Annotated in this window: 14 protein-coding genes; 3 read left to right on the forward strand and 11 right to left on the reverse strand. The window is 71.4% G+C overall.

All coding sequences use genetic code 11. The features are described from left to right. Positions 1 to 65: 65 nt before the first annotated feature. The 4 genes from ACQUSR_RS08455 to proS all read right to left on the reverse strand — a co-directional run bounded on the left by ACQUSR_RS08455 (position 66) and on the right by proS (position 3,094). On the reverse strand, positions 66 to 305 hold the full coding sequence (locus ACQUSR_RS08455; RefSeq protein ID WP_201880709.1) for an RNA-binding protein: 240 nt from the start codon (positions 303 to 305) through the stop codon (positions 66 to 68). Positions 306 to 307: 2 nt separating this feature from the next. Further along, a complete protein-coding gene (gene rpsP, locus ACQUSR_RS08460; RefSeq protein ID WP_431041937.1) occupies positions 308 to 748 on the reverse strand; it encodes a 30S ribosomal protein S16 in 441 nt (146 codons plus the stop codon). Positions 749 to 926: 178 nt separating this feature from the next. After that, on the reverse strand, positions 927 to 1,517 hold the full coding sequence (locus ACQUSR_RS08465) for a hypothetical protein (RefSeq protein ID WP_431041938.1): 591 nt from the start codon (positions 1,515 to 1,517) through the stop codon (positions 927 to 929). 161 nt (positions 1,518 to 1,678) lie between these two features. Further along, on the reverse strand, positions 1,679 to 3,094 hold the full coding sequence (proS, locus tag ACQUSR_RS08470) for a proline--tRNA ligase (RefSeq protein WP_431041939.1): 1,416 nt from the start codon (positions 3,092 to 3,094) through the stop codon (positions 1,679 to 1,681). Positions 3,095 to 3,280: 186 nt separating this feature from the next. Here proS and ACQUSR_RS08475 point away from each other — a divergent pair, with 186 nt between their 5' ends. Beyond that, on the forward strand, positions 3,281 to 4,399 hold the full coding sequence (locus ACQUSR_RS08475; RefSeq protein ID WP_431041940.1) for a methyltransferase domain-containing protein: 1,119 nt from the start codon (positions 3,281 to 3,283) through the stop codon (positions 4,397 to 4,399). Between the two features lie 133 nt (positions 4,400 to 4,532). Here the strand turns inward: ACQUSR_RS08475 and ffh are convergent, their stop codons facing one another. The 5 genes from ffh to nsdA all read right to left on the reverse strand — a co-directional run bounded on the left by ffh (position 4,533) and on the right by nsdA (position 12,296). Further along, on the reverse strand, positions 4,533 to 6,098 hold the full coding sequence (gene ffh / locus ACQUSR_RS08480) for a signal recognition particle protein (protein WP_431041941.1): 1,566 nt from the start codon (positions 6,096 to 6,098) through the stop codon (positions 4,533 to 4,535). A 191-nt stretch (positions 6,099 to 6,289) separates the two neighbouring features. Then, positions 6,290 to 8,845 (reverse strand): [protein-PII] uridylyltransferase, encoded by a 2,556-nt coding sequence (locus tag ACQUSR_RS08485; protein WP_431041942.1) that lies wholly within the window; start codon positions 8,843 to 8,845, stop codon positions 6,290 to 6,292. Between the two features lie 46 nt (positions 8,846 to 8,891). Further along, entirely contained in the window at positions 8,892 to 9,230 is a 339-nt protein-coding gene (locus ACQUSR_RS08490; RefSeq protein ID WP_431041943.1) for a P-II family nitrogen regulator, read from the reverse strand. Continuing rightward, positions 9,227 to 10,519 carry an ammonium transporter gene (locus ACQUSR_RS08495; protein WP_431041944.1) on the reverse strand — a complete coding sequence of 431 codons (1,293 nt, stop codon included), beginning with the start codon at positions 10,517 to 10,519 and terminating at the stop codon, positions 9,227 to 9,229. The genes ACQUSR_RS08490 and ACQUSR_RS08495 overlap by 4 nt, the downstream gene beginning before the upstream one ends. Positions 10,520 to 10,769: 250 nt before the next feature. Beyond that, positions 10,770 to 12,296 carry a transcriptional repressor NsdA gene (nsdA, locus tag ACQUSR_RS08500; protein WP_431041945.1) on the reverse strand — a complete coding sequence of 509 codons (1,527 nt, stop codon included), beginning with the start codon at positions 12,294 to 12,296 and terminating at the stop codon, positions 10,770 to 10,772. A 410-nt stretch (positions 12,297 to 12,706) separates the two neighbouring features. Here nsdA and ACQUSR_RS08505 point away from each other — a divergent pair, with 410 nt between their 5' ends. Next, positions 12,707 to 13,378 carry a bifunctional DNA primase/polymerase gene (locus ACQUSR_RS08505; RefSeq protein ID WP_431041946.1) on the forward strand — a complete coding sequence of 224 codons (672 nt, stop codon included), beginning with the start codon at positions 12,707 to 12,709 and terminating at the stop codon, positions 13,376 to 13,378. A 101-nt stretch (positions 13,379 to 13,479) separates the two neighbouring features. Here ACQUSR_RS08505 and ftsY read toward each other — a convergent pair whose 3' ends face one another. Then, a complete protein-coding gene (ftsY, locus tag ACQUSR_RS08510; RefSeq protein ID WP_431041947.1) occupies positions 13,480 to 14,715 on the reverse strand; it encodes a signal recognition particle-docking protein FtsY in 1,236 nt (411 codons plus the stop codon). A 202-nt stretch (positions 14,716 to 14,917) separates the two neighbouring features. On the opposite strand from ftsY, the gene ACQUSR_RS08515 reads away from it, so the two are divergent. Beyond that, on the forward strand, positions 14,918 to 16,420 hold the full coding sequence (locus ACQUSR_RS08515) for a purine-cytosine permease family protein (protein ID WP_431041948.1): 1,503 nt from the start codon (positions 14,918 to 14,920) through the stop codon (positions 16,418 to 16,420). Between the two features lie 295 nt (positions 16,421 to 16,715). Here the strand turns inward: ACQUSR_RS08515 and ACQUSR_RS08520 are convergent, their stop codons facing one another. Next, positions 16,716 to 18,134: a sugar porter family MFS transporter gene (locus ACQUSR_RS08520; protein ID WP_431041949.1), complete on the reverse strand. Its 1,419-nt coding sequence runs from the start codon at positions 18,132 to 18,134 to the stop codon at positions 16,716 to 16,718. Between the last annotated feature and the right edge of the window lie 166 nt (positions 18,135 to 18,300).

The raw sequence follows: 18,300 nt of genomic DNA on the forward strand, positions 1-18,300 counted from the left end.
CGCACACGGGCCGGGAAGGGCCGCAAGCCCTCCCCGGCCCGTGCCGGTGCTCTATCTCTCGCTGCTCAGCGGATCTGGTCCACGTCGACGAGGTCGACGCGGATGCCACGGCCGCCGATAGCGCCCACGACGGTGCGCAGGGCGCGTGCGGTGCGGCCGTTGCGGCCGATCACCTTACCGAGGTCGTCGGGGTGCACCCGGACCTCCAGCACCTGCCCTCGGCGCAGGTTGCGCGAGGCGACCTGCACGTCGTCGGGGTTGTCGACGATGCCCTTCACGAGGTGCTCGAGCGCCTCTTCGAGCATCCTCAGGCCTCGGTGGACTCGGAGGAGGAGGCAGCCTCGGCGGCCTCGTCCTTCTTGTCGGCCTTCTTCGCCTTCGGGGTGATGGCCTCACCCTTCGGCTCGTCACCGGCGTCCTTGGCCGCGGCCTCGAACAGGGCGCGCTTGTCGGCCTTCGGCTCGGCGACCTTCAGCGGCGCCGGGGCGGGCAGACCCTTGAACTTCTGCCAGTCACCGGTGAGCTTCAGGATGGCGAGAACCGGCTCGGTCGGCTGCGCGCCGACACCCAGCCAGTACTGCGCGCGCTCCGAGTCGACCTCGATACGCGACGGGTTCTGCACCGGGTGGTACAGACCGATCTCCTCGATGGCCCGGCCGTCACGGCGGGTACGGGAGTCGGCGACGACGATGCGGTAGTGAGGCGAACGGATCTTGCCCAGACGCTTCAGCTTGATCTTGACTGCCACGGGAGTGGTGTCTCCTGGTCTTGACGTGGTTGGGCACAACGAGATGCCACGTGGGGTTGCGGTACCCGAGTGCCCGATGGACGCGTCAGCCGGAGGAGAGAGGGGTCCTATGCGGCTGTCGAGTACAGCTGACCATTCTGCCACACGGCGACCGCGCCCCCGTACGCCGGGCACCCGGTCAGGCGACGGCCGCGGTTTCCGGGATACGGAAAGGCTTTCCGCATCCACCGCACATGATCGGCGCCTGGGCGAGCACCGACGGGACGACGCGGACGTTGCGCCCGCACTCGCAGACCGCCTTCACCCGCACGCCGCCGCCGGAGGAGCCATGTCTCGCGGCGGGCCCGCGGAACGTACGGGAGGTGTCGGCGGTGGTGGCGACGGTGTGCGCCTTGAGGGCGCGCTGAAGCCGCTCGATCGTCGGCCGGTACCGCTTTCTGGCCTCGGTGCTGAGGGTGACCAGGGAGAAGCCGCTACTAGGGTGTGGTTCCTCCGTATGGTCCAGGCCCAGCTCCTCGGCGATCGCCAGGAACCGGCGGTTGTGGTAGCGGCCGGCACGGGAGGTGTCCCGGACACCGCGAGCGGCCGCGATGCCGTGGACTGCCTCGTGCAGCAGCCGTTCGAAGGAGAGCTCGGCCCCGCAAGCGGACGACGACTCTCCGATCAGGGATTCGGGCGCGGCGAGATCCGGCAGCTCGGGGTGGTGACGTTGAATGTCGGCCCACGCTTGTGCCAGTTCCGCGGCGAGAACAGGTGGTGTCGTGCTCACGTCGTGATAACGACTCGGCACCGCTCGGTGTTCCGATTCCGGGGCATCTCAAATATTTTGCACGTACCAGTCAGTTCACGCGATGCGGCCTTATAGCAGCAGACGCTCCGTATGGACGCCAGCGGCGCCATACGGAGCGTCAACACTACCGGTACGAAGCGTCAGTACGCACGGGCGACGATCGCGACGTTCCCGGGCGCGTCATCGGCGTCCGGCACCGAACCGTCCTCGGCCACCAGGCAGCGCACCGACACGGCCTGCTCCGCGAGCTTGGCTTCGCCCTCCGGGCCCAGCTCGGCCCACGGGATACGCGCCCAGCCGCCCGCGGACGCGACCTCGCCGGCCTCCTCCACGGTCTTCACATCGGACGTGCGCGCCTCCCGGCGCTCCCGCGACTGCCGCAGCAGCAGCGCCTGGTCCTCCTCCAGGATCGCGGGCAGCAGCCCGGCCAGCGCCTCGATCGCCACCGGCTCCTTGCCCCCGGGGATCCGGCGGGCGACCATCGCGGTGCCGCCTTCCAGGTCGCGCGGGCCGACCTCGATCCGCACCGGGACGCCCTTGAGCTCCCAGTCGACGGCGCGACGGCCGAACGGCGTGTCCGTACGGTCGTCGACCTGGACGCGCAGGCCCGCGGCCCGCAGCGTGTCGCCGATCTCGCGGACCTTGGCGATCACCGCGTCGTCGCCCTTGATGGCCAGGACGACGACCTGGACCGGCGCCAGCCGCGGCGGCACACGCAGTCCGCTGTCGTCCCCGTGGGACATGATCAGTCCGCCGACCATGCGGGTCGAGACGCCCCAGGACGTCTGCCAGACGAGCTCCTGCTTGCCGTCCTTGGACAGGTACTGGGTGTTGAATGCCTTGGCGAAGTTCTGGCCCAGCTCGTGGCTGGTGCCCATCTGGAGGGCCTTCCCGTCGCCCATCATGCCTTCGAGCGTGAGGGTGTTGATGGCGCCCGCGAAGCGCTCCTTGGCCGTCTTGCGGCCGAGGACCACGTCGATGCCCAGGACGTTCACCATGAAGTCGGCGTAGACGTCCCGGTGGATGCGGGCGGCGTAGTCGCGCGCGTCCTCGTAGGAGGCGTGCGCGGTGTGCCCCTCCTGCCAGAGGAACTCGCTCGTGCGCAGGAAGACCCGGGGGCGCATCTCCCAGCGGACCACGTTCGCCCACTGGTTGATCAGCAGCGGCAGGTCGCGGTAGCTCTGCACCCACTTCGAGAAGTACTCGTTGATGATCGTCTCGGAGGTCGGCCGGACGACGACCGGCTCCTCCAGCTCCTTGCCGCCGCCGTGGGTGACGACCGCGAGCTCCGGGGCGAAGCCCTCGACGTGCTCGGCTTCCTTCGTCAGGTACGACTGCGGGATGAAGAGCGGGAAGTACGCGTTCGAGGCGCCTGCGGCCTTGATCCGCGCGTCCATCTCCTGCTGCATCCGCTCCCAGAGGCCGTAACCGTACGGCCGGATGACCATGGTGCCGCGCACCGGGCCGTTGTCGGCCAGCTCGGCCTTGTTGATCAGATCCTGGTACCAGCGCGGGAAGTCGTCCGCCCGGGGAGTGAGTACGGGAGCCTTTGCCATGGCGACGATCGTACGGCCGCCCCGCACGGAACCGTGAATCGGGCCGTATCGGATCCCGGGCCGGTACGCCCCCTGGACGCCGGCGCGGAAGCGCAGTTTTCTGGCATGAGGGGCCCGGTCGACAGGGCGCCGCGCGGGGGAGGGAAGGCAATTCGGCACTGCTTTCAGCGGATTGGGGCGCATGCCATGACACCCACACTCGTCCAGCGGCACCACCCGGACAGCGCCGCGGGACATCCGCGCCCGGATCCGCGGCTGCCCGCTCCCCCCTCGGATCCGGTCCGGCCTGACCCGGCCGGACCGCGCTCCCGCGCCCGCGCCGTCGACTGGGCGGAGATCCAGGAGCGGATGCTGGTGCCGCTGTACGAGGCGGTCTACGCGCGGCTGGACATCGGGGCGGGGACCCGGCTGCTGGGGCTCGGATGCGGCTCCGGGCTCGCCCTGCTGATGGCGGCGGCCCGCGGCGCGACGGTGTGCGGGACGGACGCGGACCCGCACCGCCTCGCGCTGGCGCGTGAGCGGCTCGCCCGCGCGGGCCGCACGCCCGTCGCGTACGGCACGGGTGGTGTGCACAGCGCGGGTGGTGCGCACAGGACCAGAGCGCGCGGGGACGGCGCGCACACCGCGGGCGTGCGCCTGATCCCCGGCGGTCCCGGCCGGTGCGCGGAACAGGACCCCGCCGCCCCGCCGTTCACCTTGGTGACGGCTTTCGACCTGGCCGTGACCGCGAGCCACGGCGCCGGCGAGGGGAGGAAGGAAGAACCGGGCACGGCCGCGGAAGCGGCCAGCGGGGAGGACGAGCCGACCCGGGACACCGCGAGCATGCTCCGCCAGGCCGCCGCCCTCGCCGAGCGGGGCAGCGCGATCGTCCTGGCGGGCTGGGGGCCGCCGGAGCGGTGCGCCACGGCTTCGGTGCTGCGGGTGGCGGCGCGACTGGCGGACCGCCCGCCCCTCGGCTCCCCGGGCGGTACGGAGGGCGCCGGGCCGCCCACCGGCGGGCGGCTGTCGATGGGGGTACCTCCCATGCCCGAAGGGCTATGGGGGAGAGACGACCTGGAGCTGATCGCGCGGCGGGCGGGGCTGCGGCCGGACGGCTCCGGCCGGGTCGCGTGCCCCTTCGGGTACGCGGACGTGGGCAGCGCGGTGCGTGGTCTGCTGTCGACGGGGGTGTTCGACACGGCGGAGCGGGCGACGGACGGCACACAGGTACGCAAGGAGATCACCGAGGCGCTGCATCCGTACCGGCGCCCGGACGGCACGGTGTGGATGCCGAACGTGTTCCGCTACGTCATCGCCCGGACGTAGCCGCTCCGGCGCCGCCCGGCGGGCCGCCGGGCGGCCCCGGGCCCATGGACCGCGAAACGCGGGCCCATGGACCGCGAAACACCGGACGGGCCGGCTGTGCCGACCCGTCCGCTGTCGAGGTTGAGGGCCGTGCCTACTTCGGCGGCAGCAGGTCCTTGAACTCCTTGGGCAGCTCGAAGTCCGCCGCGTCCTGACCCGCGCCGGGCAGCCCGAACGCGCCACCCGGCTGGGCACCGGCGCCCGCCGCCTTGCGCTGTGCGGCGGCCTCCTCCTCGGCCTTGCGCTTCATCGGGTTGCCGCTGCGCTGCTTGCCCTTGGCCTGCTTCTGCTTCTTCTTCTGCCGGCCCGCGCCGCCGCCCATGCCCGGCATCCCGGGCATGCCCGGCATCCCGCCGCCCTGGGCCATCCGCGACATCATCTTGCGCGCCTCGAAGAACCGCTCCACCAGGTTCTTCACCGCGCTGACGTCGACACCGGAGCCGCGTGCGATACGGGCCCGCCGCGAGCCGTTGATGATCGTCGGGTCTTGGCGCTCGGCCGGGGTCATCGACTTGATGATCGCGGCGGTGCGGTCCACATCCCGCTCGTCGAGGTTGTTGATCTGCTCCTTGATCTGCCCCATGCCGGGCAGCATGCCGAGCAGCTTGGAGATGGAGCCCATCTTCCTGACCTGCTCCATCTGCGCCAGGAAGTCATCGAGGGTGAACTCCTTGGGGCCCTTCGCCAGCTTGGCCGCCATCTTCTCGGCCTCGGCCTGGCTGAAGGTCTGCTCGGCCTTCTCGATCAGGCTGAGCATGTCGCCCATGCCGAGGATGCGGGACGCCATGCGGTCCGGGTGGAACGCGTCGAAGTCGTCCAGCTTCTCGCCGTTGGAGGCGAACATGATCTGCTTGCCGGTGATGTGCGCGATGGACAGCGCGGCACCGCCGCGCGCGTCGCCGTCGAGCTTGGAGAGCACCACGCCGTCGAAGCCGACGCCGTCGCGGAACGCCTCGGCGGTGTTGACCGCGTCCTGGCCGATCATCGCGTCGACGATGAAGAGGATCTCGTCCGGGGAGATGGCGTCGCGGATGTCCGCGGCCTGCTGCATCATCTCCTGGTCGATACCGAGGCGGCCCGCGGTGTCGACGATGACGATGTCGTGGACCTTGGTCTTCGCGTACTCGATGGAGTCCTTGGCCACCTGCACCGGGTCGCCGACGCCGTTGCCGGGCTGCGGCGCGTAGATGCCGACGCCCGCGCGCTCGGCGACGACCGCGAGCTGGTTGACCGCGTTGGGGCGCTGGAGGTCACAGGCGACCAGCAGCGGAGAGTGCCCCTGGCCCTTGAGCCAGCGGCCGAGCTTTCCGGCGAGCGTGGTCTTACCGGCACCCTGCAGACCGGCGAGCATGATCACGGTCGGCGGCTGCTTGGCGAAGCGGAGGCGGCGGGTCTCGCCACCGAGGATGCCGATCAGCTCCTCGTTGACGATCTTGATGACCTGCTGGGCCGGGTTCAGGGCCTGGGAGACCTCGACGCCCATGGCCCGTTCCTTGACCTGCTTGATGAAGGCCCGGACGACGGGCAGCGCGACGTCCGCCTCAAGGAGGGCGATCCGGATCTCGCGCGCCGTGGCGTCGATGTCCGCCTCGGACAGGCGACCCTTGCCCCGGAGGTTCTTGAACGTCGCTGCGAGGCGGTCGGAGAGGGTATCGAACACGGGGTGGCGAATCCTTCTGGTCGGCGGTCGGATCGGCGGTCGGCCTCCAAGGGTATCCGCACGCCCGGGAAAGGGTCTGCCCCCTGTGCCCACCGCAGTATGTCCCCTATGCCTGCCGGGCACGTACTCCGTGCCCGCCGGGAGCGGCTCAGAGGGCGCGGTAGTACGTCACGCCGCTCACGAGCGGCCGCTCAGCCGCCCAGCGCCCGCTCCACCTCGGCCGCCACCTCCGCCGCCCGCTCGGCGCGCAGCGGTGCCCCGGCCGTGTCGGTGACGTAGAAGGCGTCCACGGCGTTCGCACCCAACGTGCTGATCCGGGCGCTGCGGACCGCCACCCCGGCCGCTTCCAGGGCGCGGCCGATGCGGTGCAGCAGGCCGGGGGCGTCCTGTGCGCGCACCTCGACGACCGTGGCGAGCAGCGAGCTGCCGGGCGCGACGGTGACGCGCGGCGGAGGCGCGTGCAGGCCGCGGCGGCGCGGATACTTCGCGTAGGCGGCCTCACGCTCGGCGAGCCGGGCGGCGATGTCCAGGGACCCGTCCAGCGCCCGCAGCAGGTCCCTGCGGAGCCGGGCGGCCTGCGGCAGGGAGCCGTACTCGGCGGCGACGCGCCAGTCCAGCAGCAGGACGCCGGTGCCGGGCGCCGGGGCGCCGCCGGGCCCCGCCAGTTCCTCCGGCAGGTCGACGGCGCGCAGATCGGCGGCCCGTACGGTCAGCCGGTGCAGTGCGAGCACCCCGGCCGCGGCGGGCAGGATGCCGGGCTGGTCGGGGACCGCGATGAGCAGTTCGACGCCGATGGGCTCGGGCCCGTCGCTCCCGGGGCCTTCGGGCTGCTCCTCGGCCGCGCCCGTCCGCGCGGATGGTCCCGGCTGCGTGTGCAGTGCCAGGACGGGCCCGCCGGTGCGCCAGGCCTCGATCGCCAGCCGTTCCTGCTCCGCCGTGGGCCGCCGGGGCGTGGTGGGGTCCCCTTCCGGTTCGCCGGTGAGCTGGGCGGCGACGCGTTCGACCAGGTCCGCGACGAGCGCGCCGCGCCAGGTGCTCCAGGCGGCGGGCCCGGTGGCGAGCGCGTCGGCCTCGGTGAGCGCGTGGAGGAGTTCGAGGGTGCTGGTGCTGCCGACGGCGGTGGCGACGGACCGTACGGTGGCCGGGTCGTCCAGGTCGCGGCGGGTCGCGGTCTCGATGAGCAGCAGATGGTGCCGGACGAGGGTGGCCAGTACGGCCACGTCCGCGCGGTCGAAGCCGATCCGGGTGGCGATGTCGCGGGCGATGGTCTCGCCGACGACCGAGTGGTCGCCGGGCCAGCCTTTGCCGATGTCGTGCAGCAGGGCCGCGACGAGAAGCAGGTCGGGGCGGCCGACGCGGCGGGTCAGCGACGCGGCCCTGACGGCGGTCTCCACCAGGTGCCGGTCGACGGTCCAGCGGTGCACGGGGTTGCGCTGCGGGCGGCAGCGGACGCGTTCCCAGTCCGGGAGCAGCCGGGTGATCAGTCCTTCGGCTTCCAGCGCCTCCCACACCTCCACGGTCGACTCGCCCGCGCCGAGGAGGGTCACCAGCTCTTCGCGGGCCTCGGACGGCCACGGGACGGGCAGCGGGCGTACGGCGGTGGCCTGCGCGAACTGCCGGACGGCCGCCCGGGACAGCGGCAGCCCGGCCTGGGCGGCGGCCGCGGCGGCGCGCAGCGGGAGCACGGGGTCGCGTTCGGGGCGCGCGGTGCGGGCCAGCACCGCCTCGCCATCGTGCTCGACCACGCCGTCGGCGAGCGGGCTGCGCTCCCCCGCCTCCGCGACGGCCTCCCCCGGACTTCGGTGCCCTCTGCCTGCGCGCGTCCTGGCGGTGCCCAGCATGCCTCGTACGCGCGGTCGGGCGGAGCGGGCGCGCAGCACCCGGCCGACCTCGCGCCAGGTGACCTCGCCCGCGTACGCGACGGTCCGCGCGGACTCGTACACCTGCCGCAGCAGGGTGTCGGCGTCCAGCAGGCCGAGTCCGGCGGCCACCTGGTCCTGTTCTTGGAGCGCGAGCCGGTCGGTGGCGCGTCCAGTGGTCAGGTGCAGCACGTCCCGGGTGTCCAGCAGGCGGCCGCGTGCGTCCTCGAGTCCTTCGCGGGGGGCGTCGGCCAGCCAGGACGCGGCGACGGCGCGCAGCGCGGTGGCATCGCGCAGCCCGCCGCGCGCCTCCTTCAGGTCCGGTTCGAGGAGGAAGGGGAGTTCGCCGTGCCGCTGGGCGCGTTCCTGGCACAGTTCGCGCAGCTGCGGCAGGCGTGTGGGCGCCTGGGCGCGCCAGTCGGCGAGGATCGCGGTGCGCAGCCCGGCGGTGAGCGCGGCGTCGCCCGCGATGTGCCGGGCGTCCAGCAGGCCGAGGTGGGCCTTGAGGTCCTCCCCCGCGGTCTTGCGGGCCTCTTGGGGGGTGCGTACGGAGTGGTCGAGGGCCAGGCCGAGGTCCCAGACGGGGTACCAGACGCGGTCGGCGAGGGCGGCGAGCGCGCCGGGTTCCGCCGAGCCGTCGTGCAGCAGCAGGACGTCGAGGTCGCTGCGGGGGGAGAGTTCGCCGCGCCCGTATCCACCGACGGCGACGAGCGCGACGCCTGGGGCGTCCCCGAGCAGCTGGGCGAGCCAGTCGTCGGTGAGGCGGGCGAGGGCGGCGCGGCGCGGCGGCCCGGGCCGCGACTCCTCGTGGAGGAGCCGCAGCCGGGCCGCCGCGTAGCCGCCGGGTCCCGAGTCGGGGGTCTGGGTCGTGGTGACGCTCTCCGTCAACTCGGGTCTCCCTGTGTCGTTCGGTGTCGGTGCGCGTCCTGCGGCCTCAGAGGGCGTCGGGGCCGCGCTCTCCGGTCCGGACCCTGACCGCCGTGTCCACGGGTACGGTCCACACCTTGCCGTCGCCGATCTTGCCGGTGCGGGCCGCCTTGACCACGACCTCGACCAGGTCGTCGGCGTCCTCGTCCTCGACCAGCACCTCGATGCGGACCTTGGGCACGAGGTCGACGGTGTACTCCGCGCCCCGGTAGACCTCGGTGTGGCCGCGCTGCCGCCCGTAGCCGCTGGCCTCGCTGACGGTCAGGCCCTGCACCCCGAACGCCTGCAGCGCTTCCTTGATCTCGTCGAGCCGGTGCGGCTTCACGACCGCGGTGATGAGCTTCATGCGTCCACCTTCTTGCTCCGCGGCGCGGCCGCGGCGATCTGGTCCTGGCTGTGGGCGGGCACGGTACTGCGTCCGGTCGGCGCGCCGCCCACCGCGCTGAAGTCGTAGGCGGTTTCCGCGTGGAACGCCTGGTCGATACCGCTGATCTCGTCGTCCTCGTCGGCCCGGAAGCCGATGGTGGCGTCGACGAGCTTGGCCAGGATCCAGGAGACGACGAAGGAGAAGGCCATCACCGAGAAGGCGCCGACGGCCTGCTTGCCGAGCTGGTCCAGGCCGCCGACACCGTCGACGGCGAGGAGGCCGACGAGGAGGGTGCCGATGACGCCGCCGACGAGGTGGACGCCGACGACGTCGAGGGAGTCGTCGTAGCCCAGCTTGTACTTGAGGCTGACGGCCCAGGAGCAGGCGACGCCCGCGACCAGGCCGATGGCGATGGCGCCAAAGGCGTTCACGGCGGCACCGGCGGGGGTGATGGCGACGAGCCCGGCGACGGCGCCGGAGGCGGCGCCCAGGGTGGTGAACGCGCCGTGCCGGATGCGCTCGTAGGCGAGCCAGCCGAGCATCGCGGCGCCGGTGGCCACCTGGGTGTTGAAGGCCATGTTGGCGGCGACGCCGTTGGCGGCGAGAGCGGAGCCGGCGTTGAAGCCGAACCAGCCGAACCACAGCAGCCCGGCGCCGAGCATCACCAGCGGCAGGCTGTGCGGGCGCATGGGGTCCTTCTTGAAGCCGATCCGCTTGCCGACGACCAGGACCGCGGCGAGGGCGCCGATACCGGCGTTGATGTGGACCGCCGTACCGCCCGCGAAGTCGATGACCTCGAGCTTGAACAGCCAGCCGTCGGCCTGCCACACCCAGTGCGCGACGGGGAAGTAGACGAGGCTGACCCACAGGGTGATGAACAGGGCCCAGGCGCTGAACTTCACCCGGTCCGCCAGGGCGCCGCTCATCAGCGCCGGGGTGATGATCGCGAACATCAGCTGGAAGAGCGCGAAGGCCAGGACGGGGATGCCTTCCTTGCCCCCGGTCAGGGTCTCGGCGTCGATGCCCTTGAAGCCGATGTGGTCGAAGTTGCCCAGCAGTCCGCCGCCGATGTCGTCACCGAACGTGAGCGAGTAGCCGTACAGCACCCACAGCACGCTGACGATGCCGAGCGAGATGAAGGACATCATGAGCATGTTGAGGGCGCTCTTGACCCGCACCATGCCGCCGTAGAAGAAGGCCAGGCCCGGTGTCATGAGCATCACGAGCGCGGCACTGATCAGTACGAAAGCGGTATCTGCGCCATTCAATGTCGACGTCTCCTCGAAACCTTCGGCCCGTGCGGGAAGGGGGTGCGGGGGGTGTGGGCCGGTTTTCGCCATGAGACTGGCGCAGGGCGGTTTCAGTCGACGCCCCTCGGTGTTTCACCGCAGTGACGAAGGACGGTGCCGTGTTACGCGCGGATGAACCGCCGGGGTACGCGCGGACGCGTCCCGTATCGTGCCGGACACCCCGGCCGAGGCCCGGGGCGCGGGCGGTTCGGCCGGGCCGGGGCGACGGTCAGACGGCTTCCGGGACGCAGTCGGGCATCTGCTCGGCGAGCGCCTCGCCGAGGTGGGCGACGGCGGGCACGTCGCCGTAGTCCCGTACGGCGGTGTCCACGGTCTTGCGCAACCGGTTGTTGACCCGCTCGGAGCGGACCCGCTTGGCCAGCGGCAGCGCCTCGTGGGCGACGGCCGCGCACGCTTCCGGCTCCTTGTGGAGCAGGTGGACGGTGGCCATGCCGATCAGGTTGAGCGCATACGATCGGTGGTGGCCGTCCTGGTGCTGGGACTCTACGCGGAACAGCTCGACGGCCCGCTCCATGTACGGGGTGGCGAGGTTGGCGTACGTGGGGCTGCGCCCGGCCACGTAGGCCAGGTCGCGGAAGGAGTGGGCGTTCTCGGCGTTCAGCTCGGCCTCGGAGAAGAACCGGATCCAGTCCGGATCCCCGTCGTGCGCGTCGCAGTCGCCGAAGGCGTCCTCGGCCATCCGCACCGCTCGGTGGCACTTGTTGGGCTGGCCCATGTTGGCGTAGGCGCGCGCCTCCATCGCATGCAGCATCGCCTGCGTACGGGCGGTGGAGCTCTCCCGGCTGCCGTACTGGGCGAGGTGGATCAGCTCCAGCGCGTCGTCCGGCCGCCCCAGGTGGATCATCTGGCGGCTCATGCTGGAGAGGATGTACGAGCCCAGGGGGCGGTCGCCGGCCTCCTTCGCGGCGTGCAGGGCGAGCACGAAGTACTTCTGGGCGGTGGGCTGCATGCCGATGTCGTAGCTCATCCACCCGGCGAGCTCGGCGAGCTCGGCGGCGACGGTGAACAGCCGCTTGGCGGCGGGGCCGCCCTGTGCCTCCTGGAGCAGGTCGGTGACTTCGTGAAGCTGGCCGACAACCGCCTTGCGGCGGAGCCCGCCGCCGCACTGGGCGTCCCACTGCCGGAACATCACGGCGGTGGCCTCCAGCAGCTCCAGTTCCGGCTTGGAGAGCCGGGACCCGCGGCGTAAACGCTCGCCATCGGCCTGCTGGGGCAGCGGCACCTGGCCGGTGGGCGCGGGGGCCAGCCAGCGCTGCATCGGCTCGACCAGGGCGGGGCCCGCGGCGAGCGCGAGCGAGGTGCCGAGGAAGCCGCGCCGGGCGAGCATCAGGTCGCTGCGGGAGAACTCGCTCAGCAGCGAGACCGTCTGGGGACCGGCCCAGGGCAGGTCCACGCCGGACGTGGAGGGCGAGGGGTGGGCGGGGCGCAGACCGAGGTCCTCGACGCCGACGACGCATCCGAAGCGCTCCGAGAACAGCTCGGAGAGGATGCGCGGAATGGGCTCGCGCGGCTGCTCGCCGTCCAGCCAGCGACGCACCCGGGAGGTGTCGGTGCTGACGTGGTGGGCACCCAATTGCCGGGCTCGGCGGTTGACCTGGCGCGCCAGCTCGCCCTTGGACCAGCCGCTGCGCACGAACCACGAACCCAATTGCTCATTGGGGCGCTTGTCAGCACTTCCGCCGTTGCCGCCCACTGGAAGGCCCCCATTCCCGCGTATCTCGATCTGAATCGCCATCAGAATGCCTGTGGCTCGGCCACTTGTCGTTCCGGAGAGCCGCTTCGCGCCACCGGACGACCCCCTGGGCCTCAAGGCCGTGCCTCCGGCATACCCGTAGACGGAGGATGACACCCCAGGTTCGTGCACCGAAAGTAATCTTACGATCACGGCCACCGTGAGGGGCTTCCCTTAAACGCCACCATTCGCCACCCCTGCGGAGGAACTACTGTCCCGCTTCCCGCGATTCACTGGGCGCTGGGCGATCAGGAACCGGTTGCGGCGGCGCGTACGGGGGCGCACGGGCCGCACTTCACCACCCGCTACGCCGCAACGCGCCGCCGCCATTCGAGGGCGACACGATGACGACACCTCGTGAGCGTGGCACTCCAGGTCGTAACCATCGGCAAGCGGGACCCGTTGGAGGGGGCATGGGCTTCACGATCGGCGGCATCCGGGACAAGCGGTCCGGCCCGCGGCGCCGCGGCCGTCCGTCCGACTGCACGACGGTGGCGGAGTACACCGGGCTGTGGGGCTGGGACGTGATGCCGGGAGCCCGGGCCGCGCGCGGCCTGGGCTCGGGCAGAAACGAATGCTCATGTGGTGACGTGCGGTGTTCCGCACCGGGAGCGCATCCGCTGGCCTTCGCTTCGCCGGTCCCCGCCGGGGCCACGCTCGACGATGCCGTCGCCGCCTGGGCCGAGGTCCCCGGCGCGGCCGTGCTGCTGCCGGTGGGCCGCTTCTTCGACGTACTGGAGGTGGCCGAGCGGGCGGGACGGCGGGCCCTGCTACGGCTGGAGCGCATGGGCCTGCCGCTGGGCCCGGTGACCGTGACCCCGCGGGGGCGGGCGCAGTTCTTCGTCGCCCCCGGAGCCGCCGCCGAGCTGCCCCAGCTGCTGTACCGCATGGGCTGGGACGACGCCGATCTGGACCTGCGCTGCCTGGGCCCCGGCGACCATCTCACGGCCCCGCCGTCCGACCTGGGCGGCCTGGGGCCGGTGCGCTGGCTGCGCCCGCCGACGCTGGACACGGCGGGGCGGCCGCCGCAGGCCCGGCTGCTGCTGGGCACGTTGGCGTATGTCTGCCGGGGATTCTGCGGCTGAGCCACGCCATACCTCAATCGCCGGACAGGCTGAGAGCCTGTCCGGCGATTGGGGACTCCGGCGCCTGAGGACCGGAGGTCTGGGGCGGAGCCCCAGGAGAATCAGCTTCCGTTTCCGTTGCCGATGAGGGCGTCGACGAACGCCTCCGGCTCGAACGGCGCGAGGTCGTCCGCGCCCTCCCCCAGGCCGACCAGCTTCACCGGTACGCCCAGATCACGCTGGACCGCGACCACGATGCCGCCCTTGGCCGTGCCGTCGAGCTTGGTGAGGACGATGCCGGTGATGTCGACCACCTCGGCGAACACCCTCGCCTGCACCAGGCCGTTCTGGCCGGTCGTGGCGTCGAGGACCAGCAGCACCTCGTCGACCGCGCCGTGCTTCTCCACGACGCGCTTGACCTTGCCCAGCTCGTCCATCAGGCCGGTCTTGGTGTGCAGCCGGCCGGCGGTGTCGATGAGGACGACATCCGCGCCCTCCGCGATGCCCTCCTTCACCGCGTCGAACGCGACGGAGGCGGGGTCACCGTTCTCGGGGCCCCGGACGGTGCGGGCGCCGACCCGCTCGCCCCAGGTCTGGAGCTGGTCGGTGGCGGCGGCCCGGAAGGTGTCGGCCGCGCCCAGGACGACGGACTTGCCGTCGGCGACCAGCACCCGGGCGAGCTTGCCCGTAGTGGTGGTCTTACCGGTGCCGTTGACCCCGACGACCATGACGACGCCCGGCTTCTCCTCGCCGTTCGTCCCCACGCCGGGCTCGGTGTGGACCAGGCGGTCGGCGTCGGTGCCGATGAGGTGGAGCAGCTCCTCGCGCAGCAGGCCGCGCAGGTCCTCGGGAGTACGGGTGCCCAGCACCTTGACCCGCTCGCGCAACCGCTCGACCAGCTCCTGGGTCGGCGCGACGCCGACGTCGGCGGTGAGCAGGGTGTCCTCGATCTCCTCCCAGGTCTCCTCGTCCAGGTGCTCACGGGACAGCAGCGTGAGGAGGCCCTTGCCGAGGGAGTTCTGGGAGCGGGAGAGCCGGGCGCGGAGCCGGACCAGCCGGCCGGCCGTCGGCTCGGGCACCTCGATCGCCGGCGCCTCGGGCTCTTCGACGACGGCTACGGGCGGAGCCTCCGGTGCCTCGGTCGCCGGGAGGTCCACCTCCTCGATGGTCCGGCGTGGCTCCTCACGCGGGGTTTCGGCCTCCTCGCCGACGTGCGGCTCGGCGGGCGGCGCGGTGACGGACGGGCTGCTCGGCGGGGCCGTGGGCAGCTGCTTCTTCTTGCGGCTGCTGACCACGAGCCCGCTGATCGCGGCGAGCGCGACCACAGCGATGACTGCGGCAAGGATGACGAATTCCATAACCCTCTCAGTATCAGCCACTCGTCCGGAAAGGCGATCCCGCCTTCGATCCCACCTTTGGTACCCAGGACCAAAGCCTCCAATGGGCCAAAGTTGGAGCAAAGTACGATGGTGTGCCACCATGCGACGCGCGTAGAGTCCCTCGCGTTCCCCTGTACCCCGGCCTTGCGCCCCAGCATGCCCACGCACGGAGCCTGCCTTCATGGATCACGCCACCGCTCCCGCCTCCGCGGACGCCACCGCAACCGCCTCTCCCTCCGACGAAGGCGCCATCGAGACCAGAGGCATCGAGCCGGTTCCGGAGCACGAGCGACACGGCAGAGCCCGCGAGCTCTTCCCCACCTGGGTCGCCGCCAACATCAGTGTGCTGCTGCTCACCATGGGTGCCGGCCTCGTGGTGTTCAACGGGCTGAGCCTGTGGCAGATCCTGCTGGTCGGCGTCTGCGCCTCCGCCGTCTCGTACGGCATGGTCGGCGTGGTGTCGTTGGCCGGAAAGTGGGGTGGCGCGCCCGGTCTGATGCTGTCGCGCGCGACCTTCGGCGTCCGCGGCAACTACTTCCCCGGCATGATCCTGTGGATCGCCCGGTTCGGCTGGGAGACGATCAACGCGGTCACCGGCGCGTACGCCATGCTGACCGTGCTGGATCTGCTCTTCGGCATCCAGAGCAGCACGCCGCTGATCGTCGTCACCCTCTTTGCCTTCGTCGCCTGCACCTTCCTGGTCAGCGGCATGGGCCGCAAGGTGCTCGCCGTGTGCAACAAGTGGTCGACGTATCTGTTCGGCGCGTTCAGCGTGCTGGTGCTCGGCTACCTGATCGCCAACGTCGACTGGGACAAGGTCTTCTCCCGCCCGTCCGGCAGCACGTCGATGCTGATCGCGGGCATCGGCACGATCGCGGCGGGCGGCATCAGCTGGATCCCGTCGGGCCCGGACTTCACCCGCTACCTGCCCGGCCGCACCAGCAGCCGCGCCATCGTCGGTACGACGGTCTCGGGCGCGGCGGTCGTGGTGGTCCCGATGGTGCTGATGGGCGCGGTGATGGCCGCGGTCACCCCGGACCTGGCGTCGGCGCCGGACCCGGTCTCCTTCCTCGGCGACGTCCTGCCGACCTGGCTGGCCGTGCCGTACCTGATCACCGCGCTGGTCGGCATGCTGCTGATCAACAGCCTGTCGATGTACTCGGCCGGTTTCACCGCCCAGACGATGGGCGTGAAGCTGCCGCGCGCGATGGCGGTCAGCATCAACGCGATCATCAGCCTCGTCGGCGGACTGATCCTGATGCTCGTCGCCGAGAGCTTCCTGTCCTCCTTCATCACCTTCCTCACGCTGCTCGCGGTCTCCTTCTCGGCCTGGATCGGCGTCTTCCTGATTGACATGGCGCGGCGGCGCGGACGCGCGGTGAAGTACGACGCGGACGCCCTGACCGACACCGGGCGCGGCGGCCGCTACTGGTACGTGGGCGGCTTCTGCTGGCAGGCGATGACCGCGTGGCTGGTGGCACTGGCCACCGGGCTGTGCTTCACGAAGGTCGAATGGTTCGCCGGTCCGCTGGCCGACACCTGGCTGGGGCGCAACGGCCTGGGCTGGGCGGTGACGATCGTGATCGCCGCGGCGGTCTTCGCGGCGCTGCCGCAGCCGCGCGAGAACGCGCGCCAGGGGTCTGCGGGTTCCGCCGCCGACCGGGAGCCGGTCTCCCCCGCCTGACGCGCAGTGCGCGCGTGCGCGCCCTGCCCCGCTGACTCGGACGTCCCCGCACCCTGGCCAGGGTGCGGGGGACGTCCGAGTCTGTGCCCTCGGAGGTGTCCCTAGGAGGCTCCGCCCCCAAGTCTCCGGGAACGGGGCGGCTGCCCCACGCGGCGGGAGATCGGAGCCCTCAAGGGGCCCCGGTCCCCCGCGTACGCGAATCCCCCGCGTAGGAATCCCCCGCGTACGCGAAACCGCCCCGGCTCTCCGTGTGAGCCGGGGCGGTTTCGTATGAGGAGATGAAGCTGGCGGGGGGTTAGCCCATCTCCTCCAACGCCTTGCCCTTGGTCTCCGGCACCCACTTGAGGATGAACGGGACCGAGAGCGCGGCGAAGGCGGTGTACATGACGTACGTGGCCGACAGGTTCCAGTCCGACAGGCTCGGGAAGCTGGCGGTGATGGCCCAGTTGGCGATCCACTGCGCGGAGGCGGCGACGCCCAGCGCGGCGGCGCGGATGCGGTTGGGGAACATCTCGCCGAGCAGGACCCAGACCACCACACCCCACGAGAGGGCGAAGAAGAGCACGAAGGCGTGGGCCGCGATCAGGGCCAGGACGCCCTGGGTGTGCGGGAGCTTGCCGCCGACGAGGTCTGCCGAGAAGGCCCAGGCCAGCAGGCCCAGCGAGACCGCCATGCCCACCGAGCCGATCAGCGCGAGCGGCTTGCGGCCGACCCTGTCGACGAAGATCATCGCGATGATGGTGCCGAGGATGTTGATGATCGACGTGGTGAAGGAGTAGAAGAACGAGCCGCTCGGGTCGACGCCGACCGACTGCCACAGCGTCGAGGAGTAGTAGAAGGCGACGTTGATGCCGACGAGCTGCTGGAAGACCGAGAGGCCGATACCGATCCAGACGATCGGCAGCAGTCCGGAGCGGCCGCCCATCAGGTCGCGGAAGGTCGACTTGTGCTCGCTGTCCATGGCCTGCTCGATCTCGGCCACCCGGGCGTCGAGGTCGGTGCCGGCGCCCTCGACCTCGGCGAGGACCTCCTTGGCCTTGTCGGTGCGGCCGACGGAGATCAGGAAGCGGGGCGACTCGGGGATGGCGAAGGACAGCAGTCCGTAGAGCGCCGCGGGGACGACCATGACGCCGAGCATCCACTGCCAGGCCTCGATCCCGGCGATCTCACCGCGCTGGTCGCCGTCGGCGAGGTTGAGGATGCCCCAGTTGACCAGCTGGGAGATCGCGATGCCGATGACGATCGCGGCCTGCTGGAAGGAGGCGAGCCGGCCGCGGTACGCGGGCGGGGCGACCTCGGCGATGTAGGCGGGGCCGATCACGGAGGCCATGCCGATGCCGATGCCGCCGAGCACGCGCCACATGGCCAGGTCCCACAGCGAGAACGGCAGCGCCGAGCCGACCGCGCTGACGGTGAAGAGCACGGCGGCGATCTGCATGACTCGGATCCGGCCGATGCGGTCGGCGAGCCGGCCCGCGGTGGCCGCGCCGGCCGCGCAGCCGATCAGCGCGACGGCGATGACCTGGGCGAGGGCGGCCGACCCGATCTCGTACTTGCCACGGATGGCCTCGACCGCGCCGTTGATCACGGCACTGTCGTATCCGAAGAGGAAGCCGCCCATCGCGGCGGCGGCGGTGATGAAGATGACATGGCCGAGGTGTTCCGTCGGGGCCTTGCGGCCCGTGGACGCCTGCGCCGTCGCGGTGGTGGTCAACGTGTACTCCTCTGGCCCGGCACCGTCGCCGAACCTTGAAAGTAAAAACGACGCTGCCGAGACTATGTCTTCAAGTTTCGAAGTCAATAGGATGTGGCTAAGAAGTTACGCCGCAGGGCCCGTCGACTTGACTTCAAAAGGTGAAGGGGTAAGCCCCGGGAGTGAC

Origin of the sequence: Streptomyces sp. P1-3 (genome assembly GCF_050613155.1) — a bacterium.
GTDB lineage: Bacteria > Actinomycetota > Actinomycetes > Streptomycetales > Streptomycetaceae > Streptomyces.

Excerpts from the sequence above, each read along its gene's own strand:
- ftsY (WP_431041947.1), bottom strand. The coding sequence starts at position 14,715 with ATGGAATTCGTCATCCTTGCCGCAGTCATCGCTGTGGTCGCGCTCGCC.
- proS (WP_431041939.1), bottom strand. The coding sequence starts at position 3,094 with ATGGCAAAGGCTCCCGTACTCACTCCCCGGGCGGACGACTTCCCGCGC.
- nsdA (WP_431041945.1), bottom strand. The coding sequence starts at position 12,296 with ATGGCGATTCAGATCGAGATACGCGGGAATGGGGGCCTTCCAGTGGGC.
- ACQUSR_RS08455 (WP_201880709.1), bottom strand. The coding sequence starts at position 305 with ATGCTCGAAGAGGCGCTCGAGCACCTCGTGAAGGGCATCGTCGACAAC.
- ACQUSR_RS08490 (WP_431041943.1), bottom strand. The coding sequence starts at position 9,230 with ATGAAGCTCATCACCGCGGTCGTGAAGCCGCACCGGCTCGACGAGATC.
- ACQUSR_RS08475 (WP_431041940.1), top strand. The coding sequence starts at position 3,281 with ATGACACCCACACTCGTCCAGCGGCACCACCCGGACAGCGCCGCGGGA.
- ACQUSR_RS08515 (WP_431041948.1), top strand. The coding sequence starts at position 14,918 with ATGGATCACGCCACCGCTCCCGCCTCCGCGGACGCCACCGCAACCGCC.
- ACQUSR_RS08505 (WP_431041946.1), top strand. The coding sequence starts at position 12,707 with ATGGGCTTCACGATCGGCGGCATCCGGGACAAGCGGTCCGGCCCGCGG.